Source organism: Nocardioides sp. SYSU D00065 (assembly GCF_017916425.1).
GTDB lineage: Bacteria > Actinomycetota > Actinomycetes > Propionibacteriales > Nocardioidaceae > Nocardioides.
The window spans coordinates 36,699-55,091 of the sequence record NZ_JAFMSX010000004.1; the positions used below are offsets into that span (position 1 = coordinate 36,699).

Here is an 18,393-nt window from a genome sequence, read left to right on the forward strand (position 1 = left end):
AAGATGAAGCGACTCCCCCGCCGAACCACTCCTCGTGAGGTCTGGATGATCGTCAAAGACGGAAGCCGCATGCGACGCAAGCGCAAGGACGCCGGCTACTCGCAGACCGACCTGGCCGCGCTCGTCGGATGTACGCAGCAGTACATCTCCATGCTCGAGAACGGCACCGACTCCGACTGCTCCGAGCGCATCGCGGAGCGGATCGCGAAGCGGCTCAACGTCGACCTGGAGGACCTCTTCGAGGAGCGCGAGCTCGTTCGCACGCCACGAATTGCTACTCCCTCGCGAGGCGGTAGCGCAGCATGACGAGGCTCCTGTCACCAGCGCACGTCGCCGAGCGTCTCGACTGCTCGCGGCCGCACGTCTACGGCCTCATCGCCGCTGGACGCCTGCGCGCAGTGGAGATCAAGGCCACCGGCACCCGCGCCAAGACCCGGATCCGCGAAGAGGACCTCGAGGCGTTCATCGACGCCAACACGCGCACGACCAACAGCGCCTGACCGCGCTCCCCCCTCAACAAGACAGAGCCAGCCGCACCGATTGCACCCGGCGAGCGACTGGCTCCGACGAAAGGAATCGTCCCATGATCGGGACCAGCGACACCATCGATCCCGCCGCCGCGGCCGTCCGCGAACACGAGCGCATCGCGCTCGCCGCGCTCACCGCCCACATCTTCGAGAACGCACTCGACGTGCCGCACTCGATCAACATCGACCGCTTCGGCTTCGACGCCCGCAGCATCGTCCTCTCCATCCACCATGAGTCCGCCCCGGCGTGGTGCAACTCCATCGCGATCGACCACGAGGCGATCACCGCCGTCGAGAACACCGACCTGTTCGGCAGGCCAATGAACCGGCACACCGTCACCGGCCGGCTCCCTGACCTCGGCATCCGCGTCACCGTCCGCTTCTTCCAGTCGCCACCCCGCAACGGCGGCGCCCACCTCACGGCAGTGGGTGCGTGATGCACCACCTGACCCCCGGCGAGAACTTCGTCCTCGGCCTCGTCATCGGCGTCGCACTCGTCGCCCTGTGGTTCGGGATCCCCGCCTTGTGGTGGGTGTGGCACGACCACCGCCTCACGGTCGCGCTGCAGCCGACCCTCGACGAGCTGCTCGACCTCGACCGCTGCGACATCTGCGGAGCACCCCTGACCGACGACGTCGTCGCCATCACCTGCGACGCGCACCGCTACTGCGGCGACTGCGACGACGCCTCCAACCGCTGCACCGCCTGCGCCTACGAGCGCCGGCTGGTCCTGGCCGAGGAGCGCGCATGACCGTCACCGACGACCACCGGACCTCGCGCCTCGACGAGGCGTACGACCGCGGCTTCGAGCCCGGCGACGACCACCTCGACGGTGGGGAGGCGCTGCCCGCCGACGACCCGTGGGCGATCGCGCTGGCCGAGTCGACCGCCACGGCCCGCCGCGCCCTCGACGAGCAGGCAGCGTACGACGCCACGCTGCAGAGGGCCGCGTCATGACCGCCCCGCTGCACGCCCGAGACATCAAGGGCAAGGGCCGCTACTACGGCTCCTGCGGCAACGACGGCTGTCCCCTCGAGCGCGCCACCGGTGACGGCCTCATGTCCGTCACCAACGCGCAGTCCGTCATCGCCAAACCCGCTCTCGTCCCCGCCGCCGCCAAAGCGACCGCGGCCGCCGCATGGGACTACCTCCCGCTGATGGTCGCGACGTCCCGGCAGGACCCCGAGGGGCCCTGCGCCCGAGCCCGGGTCGCCGACCGGTGCGGACACTGCCGATTCTGCGTCACCGCCGCCATCAAGGCCGAGCACAAGAACGAATGGGAGAAGGCCTCCGACCTCGGCACCCGCGTCCACGCACACGCCCACGGTCACGTGCTGCAGCAGCCGCTGCCCTACGACCCCGAGGTCGAGCCGTTCATCCACCAGCACCTGCTGTTCCTCGACCGGTGGCGGATCGACCTCGACAAGCACGTCGAGGCTGCCGAGACCACCGTCGTGTCGTGGAAGCACGAGTACGCCGGCACCGGCGACTTATGGCTGCACCTGCCCCTGGCGTACGACGAGGCCACCGGCCGCACGTCGTTCACGTCCTGGGGCCGGCGCAAGCTGTGGCTGATCGACGGGAAGTCGTCGCTGCGGAAGCCTGCCACGACGGTGTACGCCGACCAGCCGCTGCAGCTGGCCGGGCTGCGGTTCGCCGACGAGGCGGTGTTGCCCGACGAGAGCGTGGTGAAGCTCCCGAAGTTCGAGGGCGCCGCGATCCTCAACTGGCGCCCCGCCTCGCACGCGCTGATCCCCCAGCCGTCCGGCCGTGAGGTCCACAAGGCGTTCCTCGGTGCGGTTGCGCTGCAGCGGCTCTTCCACTCGCAGGACGTGAAGGCGTGGGAGCAGATCGACGCCCCTGCCGTGGACGAGCCCGCGCGGAAGGCGTCCTGATGCCGACCTTCTACGTCACCACCGACCGGCCCCAGGTGCCCGCCGCCCGGTTCGCCGCCGAGGACCTCGTCGACCTCGGCGAGCAGGTCGCAAGCCACCTCGCTCGGCACCGCGTGCTCTCGCGCGCCGTGCCGTTCCACGCCCAGGTCGGCGACGACCACGGCGCCATCCACCAGTCCGGCCTCCTGCGGCCGGTCACCTTCACGATCACCCAGGAGTCCTGATGCCCATCATCACCACCCAGCGCCGCATGGCCGAGCAGGGCCGGATCCGCCTCGGCCACAAGATCACCGGCACCAACAGCAAGGGCAGGGAGTACACCCGTCCGGCCAAGCTCGAGCGGTTCCGCTTCACCAGCCCGTCGGAGCGGCTCATCACCGAGATCGCCACAACGTACGGCGGCGAGGCCCGCCCGTGGGGCAACGACGGCAAAGCCGAGTTCGAGGTCCTCTCCGAGGCCACCGCGATCCCCGTCATCGTCGTCAAGGGCGGCTTCTCCCAGTGGCACGAGTTCTGGACCCGGGGCGGCTGCCAGCACCGCTGCGACGGCGAGAAGGACGTCGCCGGCAACTACTGCGACCCGCAGGACCCCAACCACATCGCCGCGATCGAGAAGCCCACCACACGGCTGTCGGTGATGCTGTCGGAGATCGAGTCCCTCGGCGTGTGGCGGATGGAGTCGAAGGGCTGGAACGCCGCTGCCGAGCTGCCGTCGATGGCCGAGCTCGCGATGCACGTCGGCGACCTGGTCCCGGCCACCCTCGGGCTGGCGGAGCGGTCTTCGATCATCCAGACCGACAAGGGCCCGCAGACGTCGCGGTACGTCGTGCCGTTCCTCGACCTGCACGTCACGAAGCAGCGGCTCGTCGAGATCGTCGGAGGCAAGGACGGCGCCCCGGCGCTCGAGGGTGCGGGGGCCGGCACGGCTGCGATCGAGGCACCAGCCCCGCCGTCCAACCAGCAGGTCGAGCAGCCGGTGGCCGCGGCGCCGCAGGTGTCCATCCCGACGCCTGAGCAGATCGCCGGCGCTGACCTGGCGACGCTGCGGCAGATGGTCGCGTATCTCGCGCAGCACGACCACGGCGAGCACCCTGCGGCTCAGGCGGCGACGGCGCGCATCGGCGAGCTCGAGGCGGCGGACGTCGCCGGCAGCGCCTCGCAGCCGGACCCGACGCAGGTGGCGCCGCAGCCGGACGCGGACGGCGTGTACGAGGGCGAGACCGTCGGCCCCGACGCGGACCAGGTGTGGGCCGACATCCTCAAGCTCGCCGGTCAGCGCGGCATGAAGGGCCCCGACCTCGAGGACGACGTCGCGACGTTCTTCGGCGGCATGACGTCGGCCGAGGCGTCCGGCGCCGAGCTGGCCGAGTACCTCAAGGACCTGGAGTCCCGGCCGGTTGAGGCAGGTGCGGCATGAGCGCATCGAAGTGGGACGGCTGGGACATGCTCGGCTTCGACCTCGAGACCACCGGCGTCGACGTCTGGAACGACCGCGTCGTCCAGGCCGCCGTCGTCCGCGTCGCCGCCGGCAAGCGCCCGGCCACCAAGATGTGGCTCGTCGACCCCGGCATCGAGATCCCCGCCGAGGCGTCCGACGTCCACGGCATCACCACCGACCGCGCACGAACCGAAGGCGGCGACCCCGGCCAGATGCTCTTTGAGCTCGTCGGCCTGCTCGCGCTCGCCATGGGCCGCGGCCGCCCAGTCGTCGGCATGAACCTGTCCTACGACCTGTCCCTCCTCGAGGCCGAGTGTCACCGGCACGGCATCGACGGCCTCGTCGCACGGCTCGGGCACCACAGCAAGGTCGGACCCGTCGTCGACGTTCTCGTCCTCGACAAGTTCGTCGACCCGTACCGCAAGGGCGGCCGCAAGCTCGAGCAGCTCTGCGCCCACTACGGCGTCCGCCACACCGGCGCCCACGACGCCGCCGGCGACGCGCTCGCGTCGTGCCGACTGTGGCCGCGGATCATGGCCAAGCACGCCCGCAAGTTCCCCGGGCACACCATCCACTCGCTGCACCAGTCGCAGATCGGCTGGCGCAAGGCCCAGGCCGACAGCCTCCGGGAGTACTTCGACCGCAAGGGCACCGAGCACGACGGGGTGTGCGGCGAGTGGCCGCTGCACCGCGCGTGCGCGCCCGCCTTGGTCGGTGGTGCCCGATGACCGCGCTCGAGCCGACCGGCAACGTCGTGCGCCCCACCGTGTGGCAGGAGAACGCCGCCCGGTCGGCCACCCGCGACCGCGTCGCGCACGTCGACATGGTCCTCGACGCCGCTTGCAAGGCCGCGGTCCGCTCGTTCCGGGAGGGCCGGCCAGGTTACGCGCTGTTCCAGCTTGCGCGCGCCGAGCAGCGCGCCGCCCGGGTGCTGGGCCCGACCGACTGGTCGACGCTCGCGGGAGGTGCGCGATGAGGTACACCACCCGTCCGCTGTCCGACCGCACCTGGCTCCGGCCGGCGGCCGCACGGAAGCGGTCGCAGTTCGACTCGACGTGGTCCGCGACCCTCGACCTCCTCGGACGCGAGATCGACCACCTCGGCGGCCGCGACGTCGTCATCGAGGTCGACGTCCGTGAGCAGGACATCCGCCTCGACGGCACCCTGCGCGCCAACGCCCGCACACCCGAACACCCCGCGGTCGTCGTGGCGTTCGAGTCCCGCGACCACGGGCCGATGCTGCACCGCTGCGACCGGTTTGAGCGGTCGTACCGCCGCGACTCCGTCGGATGGCAGGAGAACGTCCGCGCGATCGCGCTCACCCTGCGGGCCCTGCGCGCGGTCGACCGGTACGGCGCGACCGAGACCGGCCAGCAGTACGCCGGCTTCAAGGCGCTTCCCGCGGGACGCGCTATGCCCGCCAGCCACATGACTCGTGAGCAGGCAGCCGAATTGCTCGACCGTGTCGCGATCGGTCCGGACGCGGTGCCGGACGATGACGCGGTTCCGAGGATGCTCGCCTCGGACGCGTTGGCCAAGGCGGCGCACCGGTCGGCCCGCGCGATGTCGCACCCGGACCGGCACGACGGCGACCGCACGCTGTGGGACCAGGTCGAGCAGGCCGCCCAGGTGCTGGGGGTCTCGCGATGACCACCTACTGGGCCGGCTTCGTCGCCGGCGTCCTCGCCGTCATCTGTCTCGCCATCACCTACTTCGCGCTGCTCCGCGGCGACGGGAGGCGGCGACCATGAACATCCTCACCATCCACGTCATCGGCACCCCAGCGCCGCAGGGGTCGAAGCGGGCCTTCGTCGTCAACGGCAAGGCCGTCCTGGCCGAGTCGTCGAAGAAGGTCAAGCCCTGGCGCCAGGACGTGAAGTCCGCCGTCGAGGACCTCGCCAGCGACGGCCTCGTCCGCAGCCTCGAGCAGCTGCCCCTCACCGGGCCGCTCGAGGTGTCGATCGACTTCTACCTCCCCCGTCCTGGCTACCACTTCCGCACCGGCAAGCACGCCGGCGAGCTCAAGGACAACGCACCGGCGTACGTCGACAAGAAGCCCGACGTAGACAAGCTGCTCCGCTCCACCCTCGACGGCCTCAAGGAGGCCGGCGTCTACCGCGACGACGCCCAAGTCGCGATCGCCACCGGGGTGAAGCACTACGCCAACGCCGCCACCGGCGCCCGCATCGCTGTGCGCCCCCTGATCGCCTCCCCAGCTGCGGACTCCCCCGCCGCGGCTGGGGAGGTCCTCAACCAGCGCCAGGAGGTGCTGTTCCCATGACCACCGTGCCTGACTCGACCCCGGGTACGGTGACGGACGCCGAGGGCGGGGAAGCCGTCCTGGACGGGCCCTCGGCGTCCACCCTCCCCCTGCTCGGCGCCGGCCAGTTCCCGGACTGGATGGACCGGGGCGTCTGCCACCAGACCGACCCCGAGCTCTTCTTCCCTGAGAAGGGCGGATCCACCCGCGAGGCCATGTCCATCTGCGCCCGCTGCCCCGTCGCGGCCGAGTGCCTCGACTACGCCATCGACAACGACGAGCGGTTCGGCATCTGGGGCGGCGTCAGCGAGCGCCACCGCCGCGCCATCAAGAAGGCCATGGAGGAAGAGGCCGGCGTCGAGCGAGTCCCCTGCCCGCGCTGCGACGAGACCTTCCGCGATGCCGTCGCGCTCGCAGCTCACGCACGCCACACCCACGACCGGCCCGACGAGACCTTCGCCTGCCCGGCCTGCGAACACACCAGCACGGTCAAGCAAGGCCTGACCCTGCATATCCGCGCCGCCCACCCCGAGCTCAGGAACGCATCATGACCACCACTGCCGACATCACACCCGCGACGAAGATCGCGCTGCTCAAGCACCTCGCCTCCGGCAAGAGCCTCGACATCGTCGCCACCATCGTGCACCTCGAGCGCGACCAGGTCCTCGACGTCGCGTCCCACCACGGCTACCCCGACCGCGACAAGCTCGCCTGGGCCGTTGACGTCCTCGAGAAGAAGCTCGACGACGACGCCACCGAGCTGCCCGACAAGACGGCCGAGCACACCCGCGAGGCGCGCGCGACCACCCCGCGTCCCACCGTCGCGCCGGCCCCTACCCCGCCGGCGGGCGGCGGCGCGCTCGAGGAGCTCATCACGAGGGGCAAGGCCCACGAGTCGAAGCGCATCCAGACCGCCGCCAACAAGGTGCTCGACGACATCGACCGCCTCCGCACGCTGCTACGCGAGGACGAGAAGAAGCACGCCGCCCGGCGCAAGGCCGAGCGCGAGAGGGCCGCGGCCCGCGCCGAGGTGGAGCGCCTCGAGCGGCAGCTGGCTGAGGCGAAGGCCAAGCTCCGCGGCGACAAGAAGCCCGCCGCCAGGTCGACGCCCACCGCAGACGGGCCGCCAGCCGCGACGGTGCGCGCCTGGGCGGCCGCCAACGACGTGGAGTGCCCGTCGGTCGGCCGTGTCCCGGCCGTCGTGCGAGCAGCGTACGACGAAGCACACGCCCACCAGCGGGCGTCATGACCCGCTTCCGCGCCATCTGGCCCATCACCAACGAGCGGCTCCCCTTCACCGCCCTCGTCGCCCAGGCACAGCACGACCTCCCGTTCCTCGCCGCCCAGGCTCACGCCCGCATCACCGGCCCCGGCCGCTGGTCCGCCGCGCTCTCCACCGACATCCCGGGATCCGGCCGCGTCACCAAGTGGGTCCTCCTCTACGAGGCGCCGGCCACCCACCGAACCCGAACCACCAGCCAGACCATCCACCAGGAAGCAGGCACCGCAGCATGACCAACCCAGCCGACTACACCGCCAAGATCCGCGCCAAGGGCCTCGACGCCACCGGCGTCACCGAACAGCTCGCCGCCGAGATGTACCGCAACAAGAGCCGCCACTACATGGCAATCGTCGAATTCAAGGTCGACGAGACCCACGAGAAGGCCGACGGCACCCGCAAGGTCGACCTGGTCCTCACCCAGGTCGAGCCCGCCACCCACACCGACCTCGAGGAGCACCTCCGCGAGCTCACCCGCGTCGGCTACATCAACCGCCAGCGCGCCGACGGCCAGATGGCGATTGACGAGTCACTCGGCGCCGAGCGCACCGTCGCCGACGTCCTCGCCTCCAGCCAGTCGTTCCGCCCCCACCCGTTCCTCCCCGACGACGCCGCCAAGGACACCCCCATCTGCGACGTCTGCGGCGCCATCGAAGCCTCCGCCGTGCACTCCAGCCAGGACGTCCTCGACCAGCCCGACGACGAGGCCGACGACCAGGATGGCAGCGACACGAGCCGTACGTCGGCGACTTCGACGACTTCGACGACTACGACGCCGACCCCGAGCACCAGGGCCCGCACGCCTACGACGCCGGCCCCGACGACGTCTGCATCTGCGGCCGACCGTTCGAGCACGACCTCCACGCCACCACGCACCCGCTCACCGCCGTGCCCGACCCCTTCGCCCCACCCGCCACCACCTGAGACCCGGCCCGCGGGGATCAACGCCACCAACCGTCGCGCCGCGTACACGACGCGAGGACCGAAGGGCGCCCTCCCAGGCCGGCCGGTGCATTCCTTTCTCACCGGCTGGCGCACCTGCCCCCGCGGGCCCACACCCCAGCACCACGACCACCCGCCAGACAACGACGATCGAGGCGCACGTGACCCAGGACGGCCCACCAACCCGTCACCACCTCCGGCCCGTCACCGACGAGCCGCCCTACGACCCCGCCTACGACGACACCCGCCGACCACCCCAAGACAACGCCGCCGAACAGGCCGTCCTCGGCGCCCTCCTCCTCCGACCAGCCCTCGCACCCGAACTCGCCACCGAACTCGACGGCGCCGACTTCTACCGCCCCCAGCACGAGACCATCTGGAACGCCATCCACGCCCTGGCCGACCAGCTCCACGGCGAAGACCTCGCCGTCGACGCCGTCCTCCTCGCCAACCACCTCCAGCACACCGGCGACCTCGACCGCGTCGGCGGACCCACCTACCTCCACGACCTCGTCGCCAACACCCCCCTCGCCGACAACGCCCACCACTACGCCCGCATCGTCCGCGACCGCGCCCGCGCCCGCGCGCTCGTCGAACTCGGCACCCGCCTCGCCGCCACCGGCTACAAAGCCGACCCCGACACCCTCGACCTCGCCCTCGGCGACGCCGTCGAACTCGTCGAACAGACCGCCCTCCGCTTCGGCCCCCGCACCACCACCACCGGCGCCGGCCTCAAAGACCTCTCCTGGCTCCTCGGCGGCCAACCCCCAGTCATCCCCCCACCCGTCTACGTCCGCCGCGACGACGGCACCGCCCTGTTCTACAAAGGCAAGGTCAACGGCGTCTTCGGAGACCCCGAAGGCGGCAAGACCTGGCTCGCCCAGCTCGCCATCGTCGAAGCCCTCAACGCCGGCCAGCGCGCCGCCATGATCGACGTCGACCACAACGGCCCCGACCACACCGCCGCCCGCCTCATCCTTCTCGGCGCCCGCATGGAACACCTCGCCGACGCCGACCGCTTCCGCTACTACGAACCCGAAGACGGCGAAGAACTCACCGCCGCCGTCCACGAGCTCGCCACCTGGGCCCCCGACGTCCTCGTCATCGACTCCCTCGGCGAGATCTTCCCCATGCTCGGCGTCAACACCAACGACACCGACGAGATGACCTCCGCCATGCGACTCGTCTGCTCCAAACCCGCCCACGCCGGCGCCTGCGTCATCACCGTCGACCACCTCCCCAAGTCCGCCGACGCCCGCTCCACCGGCTACGCCATCGGCTCCATCGCCAAGAAGCGCATGATCCGCGGCGCCTACCTCCGCGTCGAAGCACGCACCAAGCCCATGCCCGGCGGCATCGGGAAGATCTCGCTCCGCATCGAGAAAGACACCAGCGGCGAACTCCGACGCTCCAGCCACGGCGGCTACGCCGGAACCCTCGTCCTCGACTCCACCCAAGCCCAAGTCACCACCTGGACCATCAGCCGCGCCGAAGCCCCCCGCAACCCCGACGGCTCCTTCCGACCCACCACCTGGATGGAGAAGGTCGCCACCTACATCGCCGACAACCCCGAGTGCTCCGGCCGCGACATCGAAGCCGCCATCCCCGGCACCGCCAAGACCATCCGCGCCGCCCTCATCCAACTCATCACCGAGGGCCACGTCACCCGCATCAAGGGCCCCAACCGCTCCTGGCTGCACACCCTCGCCATCCCCTACCGAGAGGCCGAAGATGATCTCGCCCAGCAGTCCATCTGACCCCACCATCCGGTGCGTCGGCAGTGCGTCGGCCAGTGCGTCGATCAGTGCGTCGGACAACCCCCCGGGCCCCACCGAGTCCAGTGCGTCGGTCCGGTCCCCCACCCCTACGGGGACCGACGCACTGAGCGAGCCCGCACCCCAGCACCAGTGCGGTGCGTCGGCAACCGCGTCGAACACCCGCACCTGCCGCGTCTGCGGATGCACCGAGTTCACCCCCTGCTTCGGCCGGAACGACCAGACGTGCTGGTGGATCGCCGCCGACCTCTGCTCGGCCTGCCGAGGGCTCGATGCCATGGACGGTGGTCGGTGATGAGCGACCCCATCGACGACGTGCCGCAGTGCACGGCGACGTCGCGGTCGGGCAACCGGTGCAAGCGGCGTCCGATCCCGGGCGGCACGGTGTGCGCGATGCACGGCGGGAAGGCTCCGCAGGTCGTCGCGGCGGCCGAGGCTCGGCTGCAGGCCCGTCAGGCGCTGCTGGCCGCGGAGGCGTTCGGTCTTCCGCGCGAGGTGGATCCGCACACTGCGTTGCTCGAGGAGCTGCACCGCACTGCCGGCGCCGTGCAGTGGCTCGGCGCGATCGTGGCGGACCTCGAGCGGGAGGCGATCACGTGGGGTCGCGTGAAGGAGACCCACGGGACTCAGCTCGAGAAGGGCACGGACAACGGGACGACGAACGCGGCCGCGGTCAACGTGTGGGTGCGGTTGTGGCAGGAGGAGCGGGACCGGCTCGCGAAGGTCGCGAAGACGTGCGTCGACGTGGGGATCGAGGAGCGGCGTGTGCGGCTGGCCGAGTCCGCTGGCCAGCAGCTGGCGGCGGTGATCCGGTCGGTGCTGGACCGGCTCGAGCTCAGCGACGGTCAGCGGTCGCTGGCGCTGCGGGTGGTGCCGGACGAGCTGCGGCGGCTGGCTGCTGACGTCGTGCCCGGCCAGGTCGTGGGGGGTGGTGCGTCGTGAAGGCCTACTTCTTCGACCGGCCCGACGCGCGCTTGCGCTTCGCGCGCTGCTCAAGCTCCAGCTTCACGAGGTGCCGGAACATCGAGCGACGGGCCACAGCAATCCGAGCCTCGTCGATTGCCACCCCCAGCGCCCCGACGCCGCCGCCGATCAAGAACATCTCCCACGTCCCGGGGTTGGGCAGCATCCCGAAGGCTTGGAGACCCAACGCCACACCGATCGCCAGCACGGCGAGGATGTACGAGCCCCCGCGCCCCTCGCTGCTCACCGCGTCCGGATGCTCTTCGAACTCGCGGAGCAGGACGGTCACGCGTGCCCTGATGCGCTCGAGCTCGTCGGCATGTGCCGGATCAGCCCGCAGTTCGAGCTGCTCAAGCAGCTGCACTTCCTCGAGCAGCTCGCGGCGTCGTCGTCCCCGTCGCCCGCCGAGCTGGTGCTGCAGCAACACGAATCCGACCAGCAGCGTCACGACGCCGGTTCCGAGCGCCTTCCACACCTCATCCATGCCTGCGGACCGTAGCCGCCGCCACCGACGCTTGCTCCCGAACCAGCAGACCCACCTCAACACCCAGGAGACCCCATGAGACCCACCCCGATCCCCGACGCCGAATTCTGGGAAGGCGCGACCCGCAAGGTCATCGCAGCCCCCGACGGCCGGCTCGACAACCCCGACATCGCGTCCGTCGAGGCGCTCGTCGACCAGTCCCCCGCCACCGGCCACCGGACCCTCTCGGTGCGGTGCGTCCCAGAGGACGACGACCTGGCGAAGCTGCAGGCCGGCGGCACCGTCTGGCTGACGTTCTGGGGACGCATGGTCCCGTGGACCGTCACCGTCGTCGGCCCGACGGCTCGTCCCGGCTGCAGGTGGACCGACTGCCAGCAGCAGGGTGCGCACTCGCACGACACCGAGTTCGTGTGGGTCAACCCCGGCGACCGGCAGGCCGGCGAGGTGCGCGTCCACGCCGGCGACGACGGGCTGGTCACGATCAGCGAGGCCGCGCTCGCGCAGCTGCTGACTGACGCCGGCTGGGAGCGTGCACGATGACCGGCCAGGAGCGGGAGTGGACCGCGCTCGGCGACCGTCACGAGGTGAACCCGAAGCGTCTCGCCGGCATCGAGCAGCGGTTCGAGGAGACCTACGCGTACGCGGTCAAGAGCGAGACGCACCTGTGGGGCGTCACGCTGATGCACCAGGCGACCGACGCGACGCTCGACGCGTTCGACGGCGGGCCGGGCGCGCCGCTGCTCGACGCAGACACGCTGCTGATGGCGCCGGCGGTGGGCTGCTACGTCTGCGAGCAGGCGTACGACCCGCGGCTGCGCAGGCGGAAGTGCACCGGTGAACCCAGAGGCGGTAGCCGCCGGTGACGTTGGTCGAAGACCGCGCCGCCTGCGGCGGCCGCGACACGGCCGCCGTCCCGCCACGCTCCGGGAATCTGCCCCACCGTTTGCAGACGAGCACCCGCACCCGAGAGGACACCCGATGAGAGCACTCACCATCCAGCAGCCCTGGGCCTGGGCCATCGTCCACGGCGGTAAGGACGTCGAGAACAGGACACAGGCGTGGCGCTACCGCGGCCCGCTCGCCATCCACGCTGGATCCCGCACCAGCGACCGTGGACTTGCCTCTGACCTTGTTCAAGCCGCCATCCGAACGCACGGCATGGACCACCCGACCCTCTACCCGAGCGCAATCATCGGTGTGGTCGACCTCGTCGACGTGCACCCCTCGGACGAGTGCGAGCAGCTGGGTGCCGGCGAGCTGTGCTCACCGTGGGCCGAGGCGTCGTACCGCGAGCACAGCGGCCGGTCGCGCAACCGCGTCGTGCACCTGGCGTTAGAGCACCCGCGGCCGCTCGAGGTTCCGATCCCCGCGAAGGGCCGGCTGGGGCTGTGGACCCCCGACGCCGAGCTGCTCGACCGGATCCGTGAGCAGGTGCCCGCAGGAGCCGCCGCGTGCACGCCTTCCTGACATGCAGCGGGAGGACCCGCCGTCCAGTTCGGCGTCGCTCAGAGAACGAGCTCTTCCCACTCCTGCGTCTTGGCCTGTCCCTCACCGGTCTCCCAATTGAGGCGAGCCCGGACTGTGAACGCCGGCACGCCTATGTAGCCGACGTCGAGGAGTTCCTTCCAGCGTCGGTTCGCGTCCTCGGCGAGGGCGGTGAGACGGATTCCGATCGGATGGGTGGGGTGCAGTTCGACGAGTTCGGTCACTTGGCGGCTCCCGTCCGGGCCATCCACTGTGAGCGCGACCTTGTGCGCCACGTCAGTGCCGACATTCCGGAAGCTCAGAGTGGCGGTCTCTTTGTCGTACGACTGGACCCACGCGACGTCATGCCGTTCAAGTTGGATCCGAGCCAACTTGTCGGCGCGCGCTTCTGCGGCGCGCGCGAGCTCCAGCGCCTCTGCAGCGTGACCGTTAGCGCGCGCCGACCGCTGCAAGCCCCACAGTCCGATCATCGCGGACACCAGGATTCCTACCCAGGTGGCCAGCAGATCTCCCGACACGTCAGTCGATGCCGCGCTGGTAAAGCACGTTCGCTGTGCCAGCTGCTTGGTCTTCGACCTGGTCGACCCGAACCGCTAGGTCGTCCTGCTCCGCATGCCACTGATCGTGCTTCGCGACGTCACCGACCGTCGCGCCGCAACGATCGCACGTCACTCTGCACCGCCGTTGCCGGGCTGGGCGCCGCCCGCCGCGTGCCGGTACGCCAGCGCCAGGTTCACGAGCATGCGGGCCTGAGCATCGGGGTGGCTGGAGTACTGGTCCACCGAGTCAGCCACTTCCGCGATCTTGCTGAACAACTTCTCCTGCGTCTCGGTCTTCGTTGCCACTGGACCACTGCCCTTCGTCTTGCTAGCGACCCGGTGCCGCCAGCGCGGCTTGACCGTATCTGCCTGCCCCGACACCGTCTGGAGAACGCGTGACCGACCACCGCCCGCCCGCCTGCCACTACGACCGCGACCTCGGCGAGCGCGTCACCACCGAGCACCGCGACGACTGCCCCGACCCCACCGGCCACCGCGGCTGCAAGACGTGCACCGCACCCCACTGCACCGTCTGCGGCCGCGCCCACGCCACCAACGAGCACCCCGTCACCTGCCCCGCCTGCCAAGGCCGCGTCGACCAAGACCTCGCCGAGATCGCGGACGCCTACGACGCCCTCGCGGTCGAGGCCGTCGACGGCGGCGGCGACGGCCGGCTCGTCGCCGCCGCACCCATCCCCGGCGGCGTCGCCCAGATCCTCCGCGGCCCGACCGTGTCGTTCCCTGCGATGCGGACCTTCCGCGGCTGGAAGGCCGACGACCACGAACGCGACCACCCGACCTCGTCGCGCACCGGCCGGCCGGCCGACCCGGTCCCGCCGCTCGCGATCCTCGCGCTGTGGGAGGACGCCTACCGCGCCTGGCTCGGCCATTCCCCTGCCGCAACCGCCACGGTTGCCGGCGCCGTGGCGTACCTCCGCGCCCAGTTGCCGTACCTCGCTCAGCGGACCGACGGCCCGGACTGGCACGACTTCACCCGCCAGGTCCGCGACGTCCGCGCCCAGCTTGAGCACGCCCTCCACGACGGCCGCGATCCCGAGCGGGGAGTCGAGTGCTTCGAGTGCGGCGAGACCCTGGTCCGCCGCTGGCGCCGCGCAACGCCCTGCACCCACCCGACGCCCGCGCGCCGCGAGCTGCAGCGGTGGGCGAGGCTCGGCTACCCGGAGGCGCTCACCGTCGGCGACGTCCGTGCCGCGTACCAGCCGTGCGGCGACTGCGACCAGGGCGGCATCGAGAACCCTACGGCGGGGCAGTCGTGGGAGTGCCCGGGCTGCCGGAAGGAGTACGACCCCGGGGAGTACGCCACCGCGGTGCGTCGCGACCTGCTCACCAACGGCGCCGCCGGCGACGGCTGGACCCACATCTCAATGGCCGCCGAGGCGGCGTCAACGATGACCGGCGGCCTCGTGCTCCCCGCCACGGTGCGGAAGTGGATGGATCGCAACAAGGTCGCCTCCTGCTGCCTGTGGGAGCCCGGCAGGACGTGGGGCGTGCGGCTGGTGTTCTGGCCCGACGTCGCCGACGCCGCAGTCGACCTGAACCGCCGCGTCGTCGCCGCCGAGCTCCAACGGAAGCGTCGCTCGCAGGAGTACGCCGCCTGGACCGACGCGGTCGAGGCTGGCGAGGACCCCAAGGCCGCCGGGGAGCGGCTCGGCATCGCGCGGGCGCGGGTGCGGTCGTTCCTCGATCAGCACGACTTAGCCAGCGCATGACGCGTTCGAGCGTGTCGCGCCGGCGTGTCGGTGGCGGCCGCCATGCTGGGGGCATGAACGATCAGTCGGAGCCCGGGGAGCGGAAGCGCACCATCGGCGAGACGTACGCCAAACTGCACCGCGGTTTCGACCCGAGCCCCGCGATCGAGAACCTGCTCCACGCGCACGCGAGCGCCACCAAGAAGACCGAGTCGTTCCGGAGGTCGATGGAGGCAGCGAGTGGCGCGGTCAAGATGCCGGAGCCGATCGACTACAGCTTCTTGGCGGACTCCCCGGAGCGGCGCGCGGCCCGTGCGTCGGAGCAGACCGCCGAGCTGCTCGAGGCCTTGGTCAGTTCGGCCGTCGCGTCAGACGCGCGAGCGGTGGAGGCTGAGAGGTGCGCCGTGCAGGCTGAGGAGCGTGCGATCGAGACCGAGCGGCGAGAGCAGGTCATGCTCCGCTGGACGATCGCCAGCGTGATCCTCGCAGCAATCGCGGCTGCCGCCTCGATAGTCACGATCGTGATCGGCTGAGCACGATGCCGACCGACTGGGAGCGCGACCTTCACGACCTTGTCGCGGAGATTCGGGCCGTCTGCACGAGCCTGGCCGACCCCACGAGCGGCATGGCGCAGAACGCCAGCGTCGGCATCAGCGCCTATGCGCGGTCACCCCGCGTTGCCCTTGGCATCATGGCGAGCATGAGCGCCCTCCGAATCGAGCGACGTAACGAGATCCTGCTCGCGCAGGGCCGCGCCGGAGGCTTCCCCCGAGCCGAGCTGGACGCTGCGCTCCCCGAGCGATACCCCGGCTCGCGACGCTCCGACCCCGATGAGGACTGCCTCGACTTCCTCGAGGCCTACGTCGCTGCACCGGTGCCGGACGTCGAGCTCGTCCAGGCGCTGGCAGACACCCACGGTCTCGTCGCGTACATGCGCATGGCTCACATCAACAACCTTGTCGGCCAGCTGCTGGTCGACGTGGACGGCTCCTTCGCGACGCTCCATGACCTCATGGCAGCCGAAGCGCTCACCGATGAGACCGAGTACATGCTGTGGGAGGACTGAACGCAGCGCCGACGATGCGCGCTTGACATCGCCTATCGTTTCGGTGTCTCATTCCCTCAAGAACCCCCTACCCAAAACCCGGTAGCAGGGGTTCTCGTGCTGTCAGGCCGGCCGCTCGCGCGGCCCGCCCGACAACTACTTCAGCCAGGGATGTTCCTTGGGTCGTGGCCGTAGCTGTTGCGCTCCCCGATGGTGCCGTCCTGCTTCTTGATGACGTGCTCGACGCGGCGCTCCTGCGCCATCTGGCGGCCCTTGGCTTGCGCCTCGGCCTTCGTCTCGTGGACGTTGGCCGCACGGCTGCTGCCCTCCACCTTGTTCTTCCACTGGCCGTCTTCGTAGTACGTCTCGATGTCGCCGTTCGGCATCGCGCGCACCCCCTTTCCTTCGGAAGCAGCAGTGTGGCGAGTCGGACGGCTGAGCGGTAGGGACGCACGCTCAAGGGGGTGGTCGCAGTGACGGCGACCGCCGACCCGCTCAACGTCTGGGAGCACGCCGCCCGAGCGTTCGAGCTCCGTGCGCCCGACCCCGTCCGCGAGAAGGCCGACGAGGACTCCTGGCGCACACCCGGCACGCTGGCCAAGCGGCTCAACCCCGCCACCGTGCAGACCCCCGCCCTCGACCGCGTCGACGCCGCCCTCCAGCGGCTGATGTCCACCCCCGACGGCCGGCTCATCATCACCATGCCGCCGCAGGAGGGGAAGTCCACCCGGGTCGCGAAGGACTTCGTGCTGTGGGTCCTCAAGCAGCGGCCCTGGACCCGCGTCGTCGGCGCGTCCTACGGCCAAGGCCTCGCGAACCGCAACGGTCGCTCGATCCGGAACATGATCAAGTCGAACCCGGAGCTCGGCATGACCCTCGCCGCCGACAACGGCTCCGCGTCCGAGTGGCAGCTCCACGACCGCGACGGCGGCCTCGTGTCCGTCGGCATCGGCGCCGGCCTCACCGGCCGCCCCGCCGACCTGATGGTCATCGACGACCCGATCAAGGACCGCAAGGAAGCTGACTCCGAGGTCTTCCGGCAAGCCGTCTGGGACTGGTGGACCGACGTCGCGTCCACCCGACTCGCGCCCGGCGCGCCGGTCGTGGTGATCCTCACCAGGTGGCACGAGGACGACTTCGCCGGCCGGCTCCTCGCCGCGGAGGACGGCCACCTGTGGGAGGTCCTCAACATCCCCGCCGAGGCCGACCACAACCCCGACGAGGGCGAGACCGACCCCCTCGGCCGGCAGCCCGGCGAGTTCCTCGAGTCCGCCCGCGGCCGCACCCCCGAGCAGTGGCGTGCGATCCGCACCCGCGTCGGCCAGCGCACGTGGAACGCGCTGTACCAGGGCCGCCCGTCATCGCCCGCCGGCACGATCTTCAAGCGGCACTCGTTCAAGCGCTACGACCGGCCGCTGTGGCTCGAGCGGGAAGACGGCACCCGCATCGTCACCGGCTTCGACGACCTGGTCCTCAGCTGGGACATGACCTTCAAGGACACCGAGGGCACCGACAAGGTCGCCGGCCACGTGTGGGGACGGATCGGCGCCGACGTCTACCTCCTCGACCGCGTCAACCGGCGCATGGACTTCGTCGAAACCCTCGCCGCGTTCAAGGCCCTCGCCGCGCGGTGGCCGCAGGCGCTGCTCAAGCTCGTCGAGGACAAGGCCAACGGCCCGGCGGTGATAGCGATGCTCGGCCGCACCGTGCCCGGCATCGTGCCGATCGAGCCCGACGGGTCGAAGGTCGCCCGCGCGACAGCCGTGTCGCCGCTCGCCGAGGCCGGCAACGTGTGGCTCCCCGCCTCGATCGGCGCCGACGGCGAGCCGTTCGCGCCGTGGGCCGACGACGTCATCGAGGAAGCGGCCGGGTTCCCGACCGCGAAGCACGACGACGACGTCGACGCCATGTCGCAGGCGCTGAACCGCATGATCTTGATGCCGCTCCTCGCCGGGCAGGACCTTGGCGCCGGCACCGGCATCGTCACCCACGCCGACCTCGACCCCGCGCTCGCTGGGTTCGGCCGCTACATCCCCTGACCCGACGACCGAG

28 protein-coding genes and 1 pseudogene are annotated in these 18,393 nt (G+C 70.8%); 24 read left to right on the top strand and 5 right to left on the bottom strand.

Going from position 1 to position 18,393, the window contains the following annotated elements:
- Positions 1-69: 69 nt before the first annotated feature.
- The 15 genes and pseudogenes from J3P41_RS15670 to J3P41_RS15740 all read left to right on the top strand — a co-directional run bounded on the left by J3P41_RS15670 (position 70) and on the right by J3P41_RS15740 (position 7,635).
- Entirely contained in the window at positions 70-306 is a 237-nt protein-coding gene (locus J3P41_RS15670; RefSeq protein WP_210651307.1) for a helix-turn-helix transcriptional regulator, read from the top strand.
- Complete coding sequence (locus tag J3P41_RS15675; protein WP_210651308.1) at positions 303-500, top strand: helix-turn-helix domain-containing protein; 198 nt, start codon at positions 303-305, stop codon at positions 498-500. The genes J3P41_RS15670 and J3P41_RS15675 overlap by 4 nt, the downstream gene beginning before the upstream one ends.
- An 83-nt stretch (positions 501-583) precedes the next feature.
- The gene (locus J3P41_RS15680) at positions 584-964 is read left to right on the top strand and encodes a hypothetical protein (protein ID WP_210651309.1); all 381 of its coding nucleotides are present in this window, start codon (positions 584-586) and stop codon (positions 962-964) included.
- Positions 964-1,278, top strand: a complete 315-nt coding sequence (locus J3P41_RS15685; RefSeq protein WP_210651310.1) for a hypothetical protein — start codon at positions 964-966, stop codon at positions 1,276-1,278. The genes J3P41_RS15680 and J3P41_RS15685 overlap by 1 nt, the downstream gene beginning before the upstream one ends.
- Positions 1,275-1,484 (top strand): hypothetical protein, encoded by a 210-nt coding sequence (locus J3P41_RS15690; protein ID WP_210651311.1) that lies wholly within the window; start codon positions 1,275-1,277, stop codon positions 1,482-1,484. Before J3P41_RS15685 ends, J3P41_RS15690 begins: the two co-directional genes overlap by 4 nt.
- Positions 1,481-2,422, top strand: coding sequence for a hypothetical protein (locus J3P41_RS15695; protein ID WP_210651312.1), 942 nt, complete (start codon positions 1,481-1,483; stop codon positions 2,420-2,422). Before J3P41_RS15690 ends, J3P41_RS15695 begins: the two co-directional genes overlap by 4 nt.
- Positions 2,422-2,646 carry a hypothetical protein gene (locus tag J3P41_RS15700; protein WP_210651313.1) on the top strand — a complete coding sequence of 75 codons (225 nt, stop codon included), beginning with the start codon at positions 2,422-2,424 and terminating at the stop codon, positions 2,644-2,646. The genes J3P41_RS15695 and J3P41_RS15700 overlap by 1 nt, the downstream gene beginning before the upstream one ends.
- Positions 2,646-3,839 (top strand): hypothetical protein, encoded by a 1,194-nt coding sequence (locus tag J3P41_RS15705; RefSeq protein WP_210651314.1) that lies wholly within the window; start codon positions 2,646-2,648, stop codon positions 3,837-3,839. The genes J3P41_RS15700 and J3P41_RS15705 overlap by 1 nt, the downstream gene beginning before the upstream one ends.
- Positions 3,836-4,588 (top strand): exonuclease domain-containing protein, encoded by a 753-nt coding sequence (locus J3P41_RS15710; protein WP_210651315.1) that lies wholly within the window; start codon positions 3,836-3,838, stop codon positions 4,586-4,588. The genes J3P41_RS15705 and J3P41_RS15710 overlap by 4 nt, the downstream gene beginning before the upstream one ends.
- Positions 4,585-4,836, top strand: a complete 252-nt coding sequence (locus J3P41_RS15715; protein WP_210651316.1) for a hypothetical protein — start codon at positions 4,585-4,587, stop codon at positions 4,834-4,836. The genes J3P41_RS15710 and J3P41_RS15715 overlap by 4 nt, the downstream gene beginning before the upstream one ends.
- A complete protein-coding gene (locus J3P41_RS15720) occupies positions 4,833-5,510 on the top strand; it encodes a hypothetical protein (protein ID WP_210651317.1) in 678 nt (225 codons plus the stop codon). The genes J3P41_RS15715 and J3P41_RS15720 overlap by 4 nt, the downstream gene beginning before the upstream one ends.
- 97 nt (positions 5,511-5,607) lie before the next feature.
- Entirely contained in the window at positions 5,608-6,141 is a 534-nt protein-coding gene (locus J3P41_RS15725; protein WP_210651318.1) for a RusA family crossover junction endodeoxyribonuclease, read from the top strand.
- Between the two features lie 119 nt (positions 6,142-6,260).
- Positions 6,261-6,458, top strand: a pseudogene (locus J3P41_RS18780) (WhiB family transcriptional regulator); the annotation flags it as partial.
- A gap of 209 nt (positions 6,459-6,667) precedes the next feature.
- Positions 6,668-7,369 carry a histone-like nucleoid-structuring protein Lsr2 gene (locus J3P41_RS15735; protein ID WP_210651320.1) on the top strand — a complete coding sequence of 234 codons (702 nt, stop codon included), beginning with the start codon at positions 6,668-6,670 and terminating at the stop codon, positions 7,367-7,369.
- The gene (locus J3P41_RS15740) at positions 7,366-7,635 is read left to right on the top strand and encodes a hypothetical protein (RefSeq protein ID WP_210651321.1); all 270 of its coding nucleotides are present in this window, start codon (positions 7,366-7,368) and stop codon (positions 7,633-7,635) included. Before J3P41_RS15735 ends, J3P41_RS15740 begins: the two co-directional genes overlap by 4 nt.
- Before the next feature lie 247 nt (positions 7,636-7,882).
- Here the strand turns inward: J3P41_RS15740 and J3P41_RS19360 are convergent, their stop codons facing one another.
- Complete coding sequence (locus tag J3P41_RS19360) at positions 7,883-8,263, bottom strand: hypothetical protein (RefSeq protein ID WP_210651322.1); 381 nt, start codon at positions 8,261-8,263, stop codon at positions 7,883-7,885.
- 239 nt (positions 8,264-8,502) lie between these two features.
- On the opposite strand from J3P41_RS19360, the gene J3P41_RS18785 reads away from it, so the two are divergent.
- Together J3P41_RS18785 and J3P41_RS15755 are read left to right on the top strand one after the other, a co-directional pair.
- Positions 8,503-10,098 (top strand): DnaB-like helicase N-terminal domain-containing protein, encoded by a 1,596-nt coding sequence (locus J3P41_RS18785; protein ID WP_210651323.1) that lies wholly within the window; start codon positions 8,503-8,505, stop codon positions 10,096-10,098.
- 312 nt (positions 10,099-10,410) lie between these two features.
- Entirely contained in the window at positions 10,411-11,058 is a 648-nt protein-coding gene (locus J3P41_RS15755; RefSeq protein WP_210651324.1) for a hypothetical protein, read from the top strand.
- Positions 11,059-11,062: 4 nt separating this feature from the next.
- Here J3P41_RS15755 and J3P41_RS15760 read toward each other — a convergent pair whose 3' ends face one another.
- Positions 11,063-11,563: a hypothetical protein gene (locus tag J3P41_RS15760; protein ID WP_210651325.1), complete on the bottom strand. Its 501-nt coding sequence runs from the start codon at positions 11,561-11,563 to the stop codon at positions 11,063-11,065.
- Between the two features lie 75 nt (positions 11,564-11,638).
- Here J3P41_RS15760 and J3P41_RS15765 point away from each other — a divergent pair, with 75 nt between their 5' ends.
- The 3 genes from J3P41_RS15765 (at position 11,639) to J3P41_RS19425 (ending at position 13,030) form a co-directional block, all read left to right on the top strand.
- On the top strand, positions 11,639-12,103 hold the full coding sequence (locus J3P41_RS15765; RefSeq protein WP_210651326.1) for a hypothetical protein: 465 nt from the start codon (positions 11,639-11,641) through the stop codon (positions 12,101-12,103).
- On the top strand, positions 12,100-12,426 hold the full coding sequence (locus J3P41_RS15770; protein ID WP_210651327.1) for a hypothetical protein: 327 nt from the start codon (positions 12,100-12,102) through the stop codon (positions 12,424-12,426). The genes J3P41_RS15765 and J3P41_RS15770 overlap by 4 nt, the downstream gene beginning before the upstream one ends.
- A 295-nt stretch (positions 12,427-12,721) precedes the next feature.
- Positions 12,722-13,030 (top strand): hypothetical protein, encoded by a 309-nt coding sequence (locus tag J3P41_RS19425; RefSeq protein ID WP_374192891.1) that lies wholly within the window; start codon positions 12,722-12,724, stop codon positions 13,028-13,030.
- Between the two features lie 38 nt (positions 13,031-13,068).
- Here the strand turns inward: J3P41_RS19425 and J3P41_RS15780 are convergent, their stop codons facing one another.
- Positions 13,069-13,527, bottom strand: coding sequence for a hypothetical protein (locus J3P41_RS15780; RefSeq protein WP_210651329.1), 459 nt, complete (start codon positions 13,525-13,527; stop codon positions 13,069-13,071).
- Between the two features lie 189 nt (positions 13,528-13,716).
- On the bottom strand, positions 13,717-13,893 hold the full coding sequence (locus J3P41_RS15785; RefSeq protein ID WP_210651330.1) for a hypothetical protein: 177 nt from the start codon (positions 13,891-13,893) through the stop codon (positions 13,717-13,719).
- 89 nt (positions 13,894-13,982) lie between these two features.
- Between J3P41_RS15785 and J3P41_RS15790 the strand changes: the two genes are divergently transcribed.
- Genes J3P41_RS15790 through J3P41_RS15800 form a run of 3 tightly spaced genes read left to right on the top strand, consistent with a single transcriptional unit; the run spans position 13,983 to position 16,362 of the window.
- Positions 13,983-15,317 carry a hypothetical protein gene (locus tag J3P41_RS15790; RefSeq protein WP_210651331.1) on the top strand — a complete coding sequence of 445 codons (1,335 nt, stop codon included), beginning with the start codon at positions 13,983-13,985 and terminating at the stop codon, positions 15,315-15,317.
- Positions 15,314-15,829: a hypothetical protein gene (locus J3P41_RS15795; protein WP_210651332.1), complete on the top strand. Its 516-nt coding sequence runs from the start codon at positions 15,314-15,316 to the stop codon at positions 15,827-15,829. The genes J3P41_RS15790 and J3P41_RS15795 overlap by 4 nt, the downstream gene beginning before the upstream one ends.
- A gap of 5 nt (positions 15,830-15,834) precedes the next feature.
- Positions 15,835-16,362 carry a hypothetical protein gene (locus J3P41_RS15800; RefSeq protein WP_210651333.1) on the top strand — a complete coding sequence of 176 codons (528 nt, stop codon included), beginning with the start codon at positions 15,835-15,837 and terminating at the stop codon, positions 16,360-16,362.
- A 140-nt stretch (positions 16,363-16,502) separates the two neighbouring features.
- Here the strand turns inward: J3P41_RS15800 and J3P41_RS15805 are convergent, their stop codons facing one another.
- A complete protein-coding gene (locus J3P41_RS15805) occupies positions 16,503-16,727 on the bottom strand; it encodes a DUF2188 domain-containing protein (RefSeq protein ID WP_210651749.1) in 225 nt (74 codons plus the stop codon).
- Positions 16,728-16,805: 78 nt separating this feature from the next.
- On the opposite strand from J3P41_RS15805, the gene terL reads away from it, so the two are divergent.
- Positions 16,806-18,380 (top strand): phage terminase large subunit, encoded by a 1,575-nt coding sequence (terL, locus tag J3P41_RS15810; protein WP_307862032.1) that lies wholly within the window; start codon positions 16,806-16,808, stop codon positions 18,378-18,380.
- Positions 18,381-18,393 lie beyond the last annotated feature (13 nt).

Excerpts from the sequence above, each read along its gene's own strand:
- J3P41_RS15740 (WP_210651321.1), top strand. The coding sequence starts at position 7,366 with ATGACCCGCTTCCGCGCCATCTGGCCCATCACCAACGAGCGGCTCCCC.
- J3P41_RS15685 (WP_210651310.1), top strand. The coding sequence starts at position 964 with ATGCACCACCTGACCCCCGGCGAGAACTTCGTCCTCGGCCTCGTCATC.
- J3P41_RS15695 (WP_210651312.1), top strand. The coding sequence starts at position 1,481 with ATGACCGCCCCGCTGCACGCCCGAGACATCAAGGGCAAGGGCCGCTAC.
- J3P41_RS15795 (WP_210651332.1), top strand. The coding sequence starts at position 15,314 with ATGACGCGTTCGAGCGTGTCGCGCCGGCGTGTCGGTGGCGGCCGCCAT.
- J3P41_RS15735 (WP_210651320.1), top strand. The coding sequence starts at position 6,668 with ATGACCACCACTGCCGACATCACACCCGCGACGAAGATCGCGCTGCTC.
- J3P41_RS15690 (WP_210651311.1), top strand. The coding sequence starts at position 1,275 with ATGACCGTCACCGACGACCACCGGACCTCGCGCCTCGACGAGGCGTAC.
- J3P41_RS15680 (WP_210651309.1), top strand. The coding sequence starts at position 584 with ATGATCGGGACCAGCGACACCATCGATCCCGCCGCCGCGGCCGTCCGC.
- J3P41_RS15675 (WP_210651308.1), top strand. The coding sequence starts at position 303 with ATGACGAGGCTCCTGTCACCAGCGCACGTCGCCGAGCGTCTCGACTGC.
- J3P41_RS15755 (WP_210651324.1), top strand. The coding sequence starts at position 10,411 with ATGAGCGACCCCATCGACGACGTGCCGCAGTGCACGGCGACGTCGCGG.
- J3P41_RS15670 (WP_210651307.1), top strand. The coding sequence starts at position 70 with ATGCGACGCAAGCGCAAGGACGCCGGCTACTCGCAGACCGACCTGGCC.
- J3P41_RS15805 (WP_210651749.1), bottom strand. The coding sequence starts at position 16,727 with ATGCCGAACGGCGACATCGAGACGTACTACGAAGACGGCCAGTGGAAG.
- J3P41_RS15700 (WP_210651313.1), top strand. The coding sequence starts at position 2,422 with ATGCCGACCTTCTACGTCACCACCGACCGGCCCCAGGTGCCCGCCGCC.
- J3P41_RS15760 (WP_210651325.1), bottom strand. The coding sequence starts at position 11,563 with ATGGATGAGGTGTGGAAGGCGCTCGGAACCGGCGTCGTGACGCTGCTG.
- J3P41_RS19425 (WP_374192891.1), top strand. The coding sequence starts at position 12,722 with ATGGACCACCCGACCCTCTACCCGAGCGCAATCATCGGTGTGGTCGAC.
- J3P41_RS15720 (WP_210651317.1), top strand. The coding sequence starts at position 4,833 with ATGAGGTACACCACCCGTCCGCTGTCCGACCGCACCTGGCTCCGGCCG.
- J3P41_RS15765 (WP_210651326.1), top strand. The coding sequence starts at position 11,639 with ATGAGACCCACCCCGATCCCCGACGCCGAATTCTGGGAAGGCGCGACC.
- J3P41_RS15800 (WP_210651333.1), top strand. The coding sequence starts at position 15,835 with ATGCCGACCGACTGGGAGCGCGACCTTCACGACCTTGTCGCGGAGATT.
- J3P41_RS15715 (WP_210651316.1), top strand. The coding sequence starts at position 4,585 with ATGACCGCGCTCGAGCCGACCGGCAACGTCGTGCGCCCCACCGTGTGG.
- J3P41_RS15770 (WP_210651327.1), top strand. The coding sequence starts at position 12,100 with ATGACCGGCCAGGAGCGGGAGTGGACCGCGCTCGGCGACCGTCACGAG.
- J3P41_RS15725 (WP_210651318.1), top strand. The coding sequence starts at position 5,608 with ATGAACATCCTCACCATCCACGTCATCGGCACCCCAGCGCCGCAGGGG.
- J3P41_RS15710 (WP_210651315.1), top strand. The coding sequence starts at position 3,836 with ATGAGCGCATCGAAGTGGGACGGCTGGGACATGCTCGGCTTCGACCTC.
- J3P41_RS15705 (WP_210651314.1), top strand. The coding sequence starts at position 2,646 with ATGCCCATCATCACCACCCAGCGCCGCATGGCCGAGCAGGGCCGGATC.